This is a genomic window from Butyrivibrio sp. NC3005 (assembly GCF_000424545.1).
GTDB lineage: Bacteria > Bacillota > Clostridia > Lachnospirales > Lachnospiraceae > Butyrivibrio.
Genome location: NZ_AUKC01000071.1, coordinates 1 through 11118, shown reverse-complemented (window position 1 = coordinate 11118; position 11118 = coordinate 1). Strand labels below are relative to the sequence as shown.

The 11118-nt window shown below is 38.5% G+C and carries 12 protein-coding genes; all 12 read left to right on the top strand.

Annotated features, from left to right (window positions below):
* On the top strand, window positions 1-130 hold a 130-nt coding region (locus tag G634_RS22030; RefSeq protein ID WP_155830539.1), incomplete at its 5' end, for a zinc ribbon domain-containing protein.
* A 185-nt stretch (window positions 131-315) separates the two neighbouring features.
* Entirely contained in the window at window positions 316-1548 is a 1233-nt protein-coding gene (locus tag G634_RS0114340; protein WP_026505853.1) for a S41 family peptidase, read from the top strand.
* A 222-nt stretch (window positions 1549-1770) separates the two neighbouring features.
* Window positions 1771-2025 carry a hypothetical protein gene (locus G634_RS21430; RefSeq protein WP_196805380.1) on the top strand — a complete coding sequence of 85 codons (255 nt, stop codon included), beginning with the start codon at window positions 1771-1773 and terminating at the stop codon, window positions 2023-2025.
* A gap of 56 nt (window positions 2026-2081) precedes the next feature.
* A complete protein-coding gene (locus G634_RS21655; protein ID WP_242826824.1) occupies window positions 2082-2555 on the top strand; it encodes an alpha/beta hydrolase in 474 nt (157 codons plus the stop codon).
* Between the two features lie 6 nt (window positions 2556-2561).
* Window positions 2562-2735, top strand: a complete 174-nt coding sequence (locus G634_RS21270; RefSeq protein WP_155830604.1) for a hypothetical protein — start codon at window positions 2562-2564, stop codon at window positions 2733-2735.
* A gap of 242 nt (window positions 2736-2977) precedes the next feature.
* Window positions 2978-4690, top strand: coding sequence for a S41 family peptidase (locus G634_RS0114320; protein WP_026505851.1), 1713 nt, complete (start codon window positions 2978-2980; stop codon window positions 4688-4690).
* A gap of 48 nt (window positions 4691-4738) precedes the next feature.
* Window positions 4739-5572, top strand: a complete 834-nt coding sequence (locus tag G634_RS0114315; RefSeq protein ID WP_026505850.1) for a CPBP family intramembrane glutamic endopeptidase — start codon at window positions 4739-4741, stop codon at window positions 5570-5572.
* 80 nt (window positions 5573-5652) lie between these two features.
* Complete coding sequence (locus tag G634_RS0114310; protein ID WP_026505849.1) at window positions 5653-6126, top strand: MATE family efflux transporter; 474 nt, start codon at window positions 5653-5655, stop codon at window positions 6124-6126.
* Window positions 6092-6907, top strand: coding sequence for a CPBP family intramembrane glutamic endopeptidase (locus G634_RS0114305; RefSeq protein ID WP_026505848.1), 816 nt, complete (start codon window positions 6092-6094; stop codon window positions 6905-6907). The genes G634_RS0114310 and G634_RS0114305 overlap by 35 nt, the downstream gene beginning before the upstream one ends.
* Before the next feature lie 287 nt (window positions 6908-7194).
* On the top strand, window positions 7195-8094 hold the full coding sequence (locus G634_RS0114300; RefSeq protein WP_026505847.1) for a phosphatase PAP2 family protein: 900 nt from the start codon (window positions 7195-7197) through the stop codon (window positions 8092-8094).
* Between the two features lie 229 nt (window positions 8095-8323).
* Window positions 8324-9097: a PrsW family glutamic-type intramembrane protease gene (locus G634_RS0114295; RefSeq protein WP_026505846.1), complete on the top strand. Its 774-nt coding sequence runs from the start codon at window positions 8324-8326 to the stop codon at window positions 9095-9097.
* Window positions 9098-9652: 555 nt separating this feature from the next.
* Complete coding sequence (gene ltrA, locus G634_RS0114285; protein WP_026505763.1) at window positions 9653-11047, top strand: group II intron reverse transcriptase/maturase; 1395 nt, start codon at window positions 9653-9655, stop codon at window positions 11045-11047.
* Window positions 11048-11118: the final 71 nt, after the last annotated feature.

Below are 11118 nucleotides of genomic sequence, written 5' to 3'. Positions count from 1 at the left end.
CTGTGGAAATATCAAAAAAGATTTGAAATTATCTGACAGGATTTATAGATGTGAATGTGGAAATGTCATAGACAGAGATTTTCAGGCATCACTAAACTTAAAAGCTTATGGAGAAAAATTTGCAAGCTAACACTTGAACGTTAATGCAAATGTGTACGGATACGTTAATTCGGAATTTACGCCTATGGAGAGTACAAGAACTTGTGAGTAGATTGATTCTTTCATCGTCAAAAGCATACTCGATGAAGTAGGAATGAAACATAAAAGTTTATAACTTTTTATAAGTTTTCAGTAACGGAAAATTGAACATAGTAAATGATGACTAATAAAGAAATATTTAAAGAAATAGTTGAAATTATGCGAGAAGATTCCGCAACCTGTAAAGATTACGGAACGGGTAATTCTCAGGAATATGAAAGCCAGATATCTGATGACATGGATCGAAAGGATTTTTTACATCTGGTACAGGAATATCTGGCCACTTTTGGTGTAGAAGGACATCTTTTATTTACAGATTTCAGTCTTGAAAAAATTGGTTTTTCAGTGATGAGGCAGGACGATGTACTATACGTGATAAAAGCAAATAAAGATACAGGGCTTGTCTCGGAAGATAAAATAGTTGAAATCGATGGTTTTTCAATAAAAGAATTATTTCAAAGAGAAAAAACATTTTTTATGGGGGAAACAGCGGAGCGTGAAGGGAAAATTTGGTCTTCAGTGCTAAAGTTTTACAACGTTTTAACTGTTATTCATCCAGATGATTCAAAAGAAGATATTTCTATTATTCATAATACAAAGGGGACAGAGACGGAATGTTATTCTTTTGAAGAATATGATGATACGCTTTATCTAAGATTTGCAGATTTTGCTGATTTGGACGCGATAAATCAGTTATTTAGCAAATGTAAGTACATTCTGGAAAAATGTAAAAAACTTATTGTGGATGTCCGTGGAAATGGTGGAGGTGCAGATTCTGCATTTGTACCGCTCCTGGAGTATTGTTTTCCAGAAGGAGAATTCGTTACAGACTATTATAAGCCAGAATATCCTATTGAAATTAATTATTCTGTTAGAAATTGTAAAGATCGAATCGAGAATCTAAAAAAATATTTGGTTGGGGATATACCAGAAGAAATGACAGCAATGCTAAATACAATGATTGCCAATAACACTGAAAATATGGGCAAAGGATTTCTTGATGACGATGACGAATTTGCAAGTGGAATTATAGGGAAAAAAGGTCCTGAAAAGGTATTGATTATTACGGATGAAAGCTGTGGTTCTTCTGGGGATGCATTCGCAGAGGTTATGTCATGTTCTCCTAAAGTGACTTTAGTTGGAAGACCTACTATGGGAATTACAGATTTTTCAAATTGTAATGTGGTTTCCTTTGATGATTTTAGATTTGTTTATCCGACGTCTAGAGACAAAAGAATTGATTATGGCAAAGGGCTTGCGCATAAAGGGGTACCTGTAGATTATTATATCCCATGGTCTCCTGAGCATATAGGCAAGGATGTGGAGTTAGATTATTGTTTGAATTATTGATAATTTGAAATCAAAGTGCCTGACCACATTCAATAATCGGAATCGTGGATATGGAACAGAGGGATTAAAACTTTATGTGATGCTGCCAAAGACAACGGGATATTATATTTCCGTTTATAGCGTTACACATGGGATGATTAAGATGCAGTTGGGAGATTTAATGAAAAGAATACTCTTTTTTCAATTAAATAACTTCGCGATTCATTGAGCTGATGGGGGTTTATGAAAACGATATACAAATCTGAAAAAGGAAAAGAAGAAATACTGAATCTATATGACAGTCAGCTTTCAAGGCTGCTAGCACCTTGGAAAGATGTCTATGTAGATACTTCTTTCGGGAAGACACATATTATCGAGACTGGTAACTTAACCGGTATACCACTTCTGGTTTTTCACGGTGGAAATGCCACCACAGCTTACAATCTTCTTGCCTGCCATCAAAGGGATATGATTATGGAAAATGGGTTAGCGAAGTAATAGATGGCCTTAAGTACGATAAAATAAGTCTTTTTGGCGGGTCCTTTGGTGCTGGTGTGATTGCGAAAACAATGTGTGTTTGCCCTAATAAGATTAATCGAGTTGTGCTATATGTTCCCTCAGGAATAAAGAATGCACCAGCAATAAAAAGTGCCAGTATGATGCTGCCGATGATAGCTTATTGGATTACTGGAAAAGAAAAATGGCTGAAAAAGTGCATGCTCCCAATGGCTATAACCGAAGATAATATTACAAAAGATATATATGAAACAGCAAAACTGAGCATTGACCATGTTAAGATTAAAAAAGGCATGCCAAGTAATGTTGATGAGAAATTAATAAAAAAATGTACTGCACCAACACTTGTGATGGCGGCTGAAAAGGATTGTCTGTTTCCAGGAAATGGCGTAATCGAAAGAGCAAAGAAAATCATTCCCAATTGCAAGACATACCTGTTAAAAGGTCGCGGTCATATGAACTTTTTGACGGATGAAGAGAAGGAAATGATTGTTGATTTCCTGTTAGGATAATTCCAGTTGATTGGATTAAAAGATAATAGCAGAGTTCTTGACCTTGGATGTGGATTTGCAAAGCTTTGGAGAAATAATTGGACTGACATTCCTAAGGGAACAAAGATTACTGGATATGATATTCATGGTAGCTGGGCGGATAACTTTGCACAGTTCATTCCTGAGAACGAAGATAAATAAAGAAAAGATGTACATGAGCTTTGAAGCTTGTGTACATCTTTTTTACAATATGTATTTGTATGTTTTTAAGTCTATTACAAGACGAAATGTAGTATAATTATATGGGGATATAAATCTTCGAAGGAGATAAGATAAATGGATAACAAAGAAGTTTTTGGCTATTCCAAAGGTGTGTGCTTAAAAGGTGCATCTGGTAACGGATAAGGTAACTACTGTGACCGACTGATGAGAGGAGGCAATTCATGAAAAAGCGTTTATGCAATCAGCTTTGGATAGTTTTGGTATTAACCATATGCGGGAGTATTCTTTTGATTGCTTGTGGTGCACCATCCGGAAATACTCTTAGTGAAATGGAGATTCCTTTATATTTTCACTCTGTTGATAATGAAGAAAGTATCAAACTCTGTTTTGCTGATGAAAGTAAAGAGGTTCCCTACGTTGACATTGATACTGCCGTCTCTCTTATGGAAAGAGTCAATCACGAGATTATTGAAGATAAAAACTATGCACTGACCACTTCGTCCCAGGGCTCAGTGGTAATAATTACCCGTGAAAACCAGTATACTATGCAGATAGACTGCGATAAAGACACAATCAGTTTTTATGATTTTGATGCTTTTTTCGTTCCTTCCTGGACAAGCACGGTTATAGATGTACTGCAACCAGATAGTGCCTTTGATGGCCTTATGCTCTCAGAGGAAAACTCCTATAGCCGCTTTGGTTCGGGAGTGGTTTTTGATCTGAAAAAATATGGAATAGACCTGATTGAAGAGAATGGTAAATGCTACATTCCCATGCAGACATTAAGTGATATTATGCTGTCTCTTCCAAGTTATGTATGCCTTCTATACAATAGCAAAGGAGTATTTGTCTATGAGTATGGTTCAGAACCTGGAAGGGAACTTTTGAGGAAATATTACGAAGCAAAGCCCAAGGAGAGCAAAAGTGAGAGACTCGCGGACTATACATATAACGAATTATGTATGATGATGGACCATTTTTATGGTTTGAAAGAGAGCCATGGAATTGAGGATTTTGATAAATTCTTTTCCGAAACAGCTCTTCAAGACGCATTAAGGAGTACTAATCCTAAGATGTCTGCAAGAGCGATGAAAGTTTTGATGGAGCTTTACATTGATGACTTACATAGCGGGTATATGCTTAATTCGTGGCGGATTGGCATGGATGCGCAAATCGACGGGATGACTGGCAAGTCAATTCAAAACATGAGTGATTCGGCGATGAAGTATTATACCGCCAGGGAAAAGTATTATCCCGACGGGATTCCCGGATACGAGGAAGTCGGAAACACAGCATACATCACCTTTGATAGTTTCCAAGCAAAAGATAAGGATGCTGATTATTATAAGGACGCACCTACCGCTGATACACAAGATACTGTTGGCCTTCTTTTGTATTCATATTCACAGATTACGAGAAAGAAAAGCCCTATCGAGAATGTAGTTATTGATTTAAGTATGAATTCCGGAGGAGACACCGTCACTGCAAGTTTTATGATAAGTCTGTTTCTGGGAGAAGGTTCAGTATGTATCCAGGATACACTGACAGGTGCTTATGCCAATGAATGTTTTCGTGCAGATGCCAATCTTGATGGTGTATACGACGAAAAGGACTCGCTCCTAAACTACAATCTGTACTGTATTACCTCATCTATCAGTTTTTCCTGCGGTAATCTGGTGCCGAGTGTATTAAAATCGTCGGGTCAAGTTACTATTTTAGGCCAGCAAAGCGGAGGCGGCGCATGCACAGTAATCCCATTTTCAACAGCAGATGGAACTCTGCTTCAGATGTCCAGCAATCGCCGTCTGAGCTACATGAAAAACGGTTCTGTGTATGACATTGACCAGGGCGTAGAGCCGGACTATATAATACATCAGCCTGAACACTTCTATGACAGAGAGGCTTTGACTAAGTATATAAATGATCTGTATTGAACTATAAGGGCACCTGTATAAAGTATTTTATTAAAGAGGAGAATACCAATGCTTAAAAAGTATATAGAATTCATGAAAAGATCTCCACTGATTACTGCTACCCTCTGCATAGTATATATCGTCATATGTTTCAAATCAGTGCCGACTCAGACACATTTTCAGTTTTTCATCGTAAGAACGATGCTATGTGGAGTGGCGTGTTTTTTCCTGTATCAGATATCGGGAGATAAGACACTTGCATCTAGCTATAATTCAACAGGCTATGTTTTGAAGTATTCTGTTGGATTTCTGATTGTAGCCTTTGCATTCGGCACTATTGTGTTGGTTTCAGATATAAGTGAAAAAAGACCGCTTTTGCAGAATCCTGTTCTGGAGCTGTTTGTTGTGTTCCTCATGTATATGTCTGTGGGGCTTTTTGAGGAGTTGTCTTTCAGGGCTGTCATCAGCGATGCAATCATATATAAATTTAGGAATTGGAAATATGTATTTGTGCTTGGAGCAGTTGTGTCCTCACTTGTCTTTGGAGCAGTACATGTTTTAGGTGGATTTGATCCATTCTCCGCAGTGGCTTGGGGACAAGCTATTGGAAAAACTCTTGAAGCAGGTCTTTTCGGACTTGCTCTTTTGATACTGTATTGGAAAACAAGAAATATATGGGCATGCGGACTGGCGCACGGATTAAATGATTTTCTTACTGATTATACCTCAGGATTATTTATTCCTGAAGAGAATTCTGGATATTATGTTAAGACAGGTGCAGGTGCAGGTAAATTACTTTGGGTTTATGTCGGACTAATAGTAATCAATCTGGTCTTTGTTCTAATCATATGGAAGAAAGTCGGTAAGACAATTGATTTTGAAAAGATAAGGCGCGAGTGGTAGGAGGCATTGTATGAAATATGAATATTTGCGTTTTTGAGCACGGCATTTTTTAAGGTTGTTATTAGGGAAAAATAAGGATTATGAATAAGCCTAGTATTGAGATTCCGCTTTTTCAGCTTGATGAGAAAAAGAAACTGATAGATATAACAACTGTAATCATGACAGTTGTAAATGTATCCTCCATTATCTTTAATACATTAGTTAATAATCTGATTGCCAGGGTTGGTACGACGGATGCGATGGCAGCTTTTTCAGTTTTTAAGATGACAAAGTTTATTTTCTTATCTTTTTCTGAGGCAATCATAAGTCCTGTCAGAATGATTCAGTCTATGTTGATTGAAGAAAAAGACAAAAAGATGCTCAGAGAAATCTTTAGATACTCCTTATTAAAGGGGATGACTTATTCCGTGCTGCTATCGACACTTCTCTGGGTATTCGCAAGAGAAATGTTAAAACTTATGATCCATGGACTGGTATGCAGTAATAACTATTTACATATTTTATTACAGGAGGAAAAAGATGAATACAAAAACAAGAAAGCATTCAATATGTGAAAAGATGCCTTATGTTGCAGTTATACTCGGTATGATTATACCGTCAATTATTGTTGCCATAGGTGGGAGTGCGGGTGAAGGAATCTCATCTTATGCCGGAAATATAGGTATATGTATATTTGCAGTAATGGCAATGATTGTTTTCAAGTTTTGGTATGCTCCAAAGTTTAAAGGATTTGTAAGACCAGAAGTTTCAATTAAAGATATATGTATCATAATGATCCCATTTGTTGTACTTGTAGTTTTAACTGTGCTTGAACCTTTGTTTATACAACGACCGTTTTATTATAACCCGTCTTTAGGAGCTCTTTTTATGGGGCTTGCAGCAGGATTTGGCGAGGAGACTATGTTCAGAATATGTTCACTGGCTATTGTAATGAGATATGTTAAGAAAGAGAAAAGGTTTACTGCGGTGATTATACTTACTTTGATATTTGGATTGTCGCATTTGGGAAACATTATGAGTGGTGCAGATACGACCATGACTATATTGCAGTTGATAACGTCCACATTCCATGGATTTTTATTTGCAACATTATATCTAAAAACAGGAAGTGCAATATTCCCAATATTTGCCCACGGCTTGTATGATTTTATCAGTTTTACTATGGAACCGACAGCTACAGAGAACGGTATTATAACACATCAATATGGCACTGTTCAGCTGATATTTGAGGTTTCTTTAGCAGTAATCATTGGCATAGCTAGTCTCTATATGCTTAGAAAAGATAAGCTTGCTGCAGCTGATGAGATATGGGATAAAAAATGGTCAGTTAACTGATAGCGTGTTCCATATCATGTCTTAGATTTTGTTTGAGTAGAGTACTTCAAATTGGTAAGGGAAATGCCGATAAAAAAGTAGAATACAGTTGGCTATGAAAAACATTCTTAAGAACAGTGATAATTATGGTCTCATTTGTAAGAAAGATAGGAAAAAGCTATATGGAAAAGATGACTTCAATGTACATCTTTTTTGTATATATGCATTTATTTGTGCGTTTTTAAGATTATCACAAGATGGAATATAGTAAATTTATGGTATATATATCCTCGAAGGAGATAAGATAATTGGATATCAAAAAAGTTATGGCTGTCCCAAAGGTATGTGCTTATGCGATGGTAGCGATTTGCATACTAGGAATAATAGTGGGGACGTTTTTTGATTACAGTATCAATGTGACATTGGCTAACAAGACTGACCTTGGAGCTTTTTTTGCTACCTATGGTTCATACTTTTCCTATTGTTTATATCCTGCAGCCGGGATGTGTATTTTTAAGGGACTCATGAAAAAAAGTGAGAGATTTAAAATGCTTGCGTGGGTCATCATGGTAATTTCATACTTCATGGCTGTTTACTACAGCAATAATTACAACGGATCCAAAGTAAGAGAGTTGTTTGGTTATTCTGCAGGCGAGTCGACAGCTCTTATATCTGTAATTAGCTGGGGATTTTGGGTAGTGCTGTATGCCTGGGTACCTTTTGTCTGCTACCGGATATTTGATGATGTAAATCCCGACAAGCTGATAATGACAGGTGCAGCTATTCTGGTTGCCGGGGTTGTAGCTGATAATACAAATCTTTGGCTTAAGCAGGTGGCATCGAGACCAAGATATAAGTATCTGCTAACTCTTGATGATCCTATGTCAGAATATAGAAATTGGTGGCAGATGATTCCTAATCTTGCAGGTTCCAATGACAGCTTTAAGAGCTGGCCTAGTGGCAACATGACCATAGCAACCATGATGTTCTCGCTTCCAATGCTTTCAGATGTCCTTAAAAACCGTTCAGAGAAAAAGAACATAGTCTGCTTTGTTATTGCATCGTGTTTCGTTATTATCTATGGCTATAACAGAATTCATATGACAAACCATTTTCTTTCTGATGTATGCTTTGGAACGCTGATAACTTATATCATTTATGCAGTTGTGAGCACAGCATTTTTACAGGGTGTTAGTAGTGAAAAGTAACGGGAGAAATCTATGAAATACAGTGTTGACAATCCCAAGCGGTTGCTAAAACATGAACTGACTTAAAAACGGTTCTGTGTATGACATTGACCAAGGCGTAGAACCGGATTATATGATACATCAGATTGAGCACTTCTATGACAGAGAGGCTTTGACTGAGTATATAAATAATCTGTACTGAGCTATAAGGACACCTGTATAAGGCAATTTATTAAGGAGGAAAATTATCATGGATGCAACAACAATTATTATTTCAATTATTGCCGCATTACTTGCCTTTGTTGTCTGTGGATTTATCTATCTTCGTATGATCAAAAGGGAAGTTCCAGAGCCTATAGGGAAACTACAGGCAATTCTTCCGGTTGTTTTGGGCTGTATTTGCGTTCCAATTTCCGCAGGTTCCGGGATTGGGTTGTTATTCGTATTAAGAATCATCGGGATAGAGGGATCAACAATGCAGGCTCTACCGGCATCTTTTTTTACAGCATTTTTTATGGCTGGTGGTGTAGAGGAACTGTTTAAGTTTCTTGCAATCATCATAACGCTGGTTGTTCTGAAAAATAAGGTAAGCAATGTTTATGAGTATATCCTCTTGGGAGCAGCAGTTGGCTTTGGCTTTACGTTTGTAGAGGACTTTACTTTTGGAGACTCGATTATTGTGTTATTAATCAGAACTCCTTTGGCGTTCACTCATATGACACTAAACATGATAATGGGAGAGTTTATGGGAAGAGCTAGGTATAACAAATTACAGGACGAAGGTCCGACGGTGCTATACTGGGTTTTGGCGCTCATTATTCCAATGGCTTTACATACTCTATATGATGCCGGAACAATTTTTAACTTTTCTGTTTTGAAGAATGGCGATTTTGTTACAGGTGGCATACTTGGTGGAGTAGCCATTTTGACAAATATTGTTCTTTTGATTTATGTGCTGGTAAGAGCCAAGAAGAACGCTGAAAAGTTCTCTGCTCTTTCTGTATTGATTGAAGACGAGCAGTAAAGGAGGAAAATAGTATTTATTCCCGAAGAAAATTTTAGATTATATCAGAAGACTCAGTACGTTTGTACTGGGTCTTTTTGGTAGTGCGCCTAGCGGCGCACGTTTCTAACGGGTTTAAGTCCCGAATCCGCCCGGTAGTGGGAAGGATATAGCCGAAGGCAAGGGTGTCTGCCGCGAGACGGAATCTGAAGGAAGCTGGATGTGGGAAACATACCAACCCACGGGCAAATCTCCGGTCTGACGTACAGAAATCTCATATGAGGTTATGCATGAGGGTAAGGCTGCTACACAAGTTGAAGCCCAATAACTACACGGAATCATGCATGATAAATGAGGCAGATGGATGGAGAGGAAGAAACGTGTGGTACCTAGGGAGGTCTGTGTGAAACGCTCTGAAAGGAGTAACCACCGTACAAGGTAACGAGGCGGTGCTGAACATGCAGAAGTCAGCAGAGGTCATAGTAGGGATATGGACATGGAAACATGGACATGCTAACCGAAGGACCGAATCATTAGGAGTCTTAAGTATGACCGAGAAAGGAGAAATGACCGTCAATGGCAGAAAACATGGATAATAATGGCTGTTTGCAAAGAGATAGTGCGGAACACGAAGGGTATGCGAAAGCGCTTAGGTCATTCAATCGGATATGGAAAGAAAGAGACAGTGCACAGCCGAAACTCTTGGAAGCGATACTGTATAAGGATAACTTTAATAGAGCGTATAAGAGAGTTAAGGCAAACAAGGGAGCGCCAGGAATTGATGGAATGACTATCGAAGAGGCACTTCCGTATCTTAAGGAACATCAGCAAGAGTTAACTGACCGAATATATCGCGGTAAGTACACTCCATCGCCAGTCAGGCGAGTTGAGATTCCAAAACCAGATGGAGGTGTGCGTAAGCTTGGCATACCTACCGTGATAGACCGAACACTCCAACAGGCAATAACCCAACAGTTAGTGCCAATCTATGAACCGTTGTTTGCGGACGGAAGCTACGGCTATCGTCCTAACAGAAGCGCAAAGGATGCCATACAGAGGGTAAAGGAATACGCAGAACAAGGTTACACTTTTGCAGTAGTCTTGGACTTATCAAAGTATTTCGACACCTTGAATCATGAAATCCTTATCAAACTCCTCAGAAGGAATGTGAAGGATGAACGTGTGGTTCAGCTAATAAAGCGTTATCTAAAAAGTGGGGTAATGGAAAATGGCGTGGTCATTGATACAGAAGAAGGTTCACCGCAAGGTGGGAATTTATCTCCACTTCTTGCGAATATCTACCTCAATGAGTTCGACCAAGAGTTTCTGAAAAGAGGTGTGCCCTGCATAAGATATGCAGATGACATCGTTCTTTTAGCGAAAAGCAAAAGAGCATCAGAGAGACTCTTGGAAAGCAGTACAAAATATCTCGAAGAGAAACTGAAGTTAACAGTAAATCGGGAGAAAAGTCGTACGGTCAACGTGTTTGCAATCCGAAATTTTAAATTTCTTGGCTTTGCATTGGGAAGGAACGGAAGTGGCATTTATGTCAGGGTTCATCCAAAGTCATGGAAGAAGTTCAAGTCCAAGCTGAAAGATTTATCTTCCCGTAAGTCTGTGCAGTCCATCAAGCCTAGTCTTGAGAAAATCAAGATATATGCGAGAGGATGGCTTAACTACTACGGTATAGCAAGCATGAAGAACAGCATAGACGATATCAATGGGTGGCTCTATCACAGAATACGTATGTGTATATGGAAACAGTGGAAGAAGCCCAAGACAAAGGTGCGAAATCTGATTAAGATGGGTGTACCCGAAGACTTGGCGTACATGGCTGGTAACAGTCGGCGTGGTTATTGGTTTACCACGCATACAGTCGCAGTCAACATGGCGATGACAAAAGAAAGACTGATAAACAGTGGCTTCTATGATTTAGCCACAGCCTATCAGTCTGTGCACGTCAACTATTGAAAGCGCCGTATACCGAACGGTACGTACGGTGCTGTGAGAGGACGGGAGCTAATCACTCCCTCCTACTTGAT

Excerpts from the sequence above, each read along its gene's own strand:
- G634_RS0114305 (WP_026505848.1), top strand. The coding sequence starts at position 6,092 with ATGAATACAAAAACAAGAAAGCATTCAATATGTGAAAAGATGCCTTAT.
- G634_RS0114295 (WP_026505846.1), top strand. The coding sequence starts at position 8,324 with ATGGATGCAACAACAATTATTATTTCAATTATTGCCGCATTACTTGCC.
- G634_RS21430 (WP_196805380.1), top strand. The coding sequence starts at position 1,771 with ATGAAAACGATATACAAATCTGAAAAAGGAAAAGAAGAAATACTGAAT.
- G634_RS0114315 (WP_026505850.1), top strand. The coding sequence starts at position 4,739 with ATGCTTAAAAAGTATATAGAATTCATGAAAAGATCTCCACTGATTACT.
- G634_RS0114340 (WP_026505853.1), top strand. The coding sequence starts at position 316 with ATGATGACTAATAAAGAAATATTTAAAGAAATAGTTGAAATTATGCGA.
- G634_RS0114310 (WP_026505849.1), top strand. The coding sequence starts at position 5,653 with ATGAATAAGCCTAGTATTGAGATTCCGCTTTTTCAGCTTGATGAGAAA.
- G634_RS0114320 (WP_026505851.1), top strand. The coding sequence starts at position 2,978 with ATGAAAAAGCGTTTATGCAATCAGCTTTGGATAGTTTTGGTATTAACC.
- ltrA (WP_026505763.1), top strand. The coding sequence starts at position 9,653 with ATGGCAGAAAACATGGATAATAATGGCTGTTTGCAAAGAGATAGTGCG.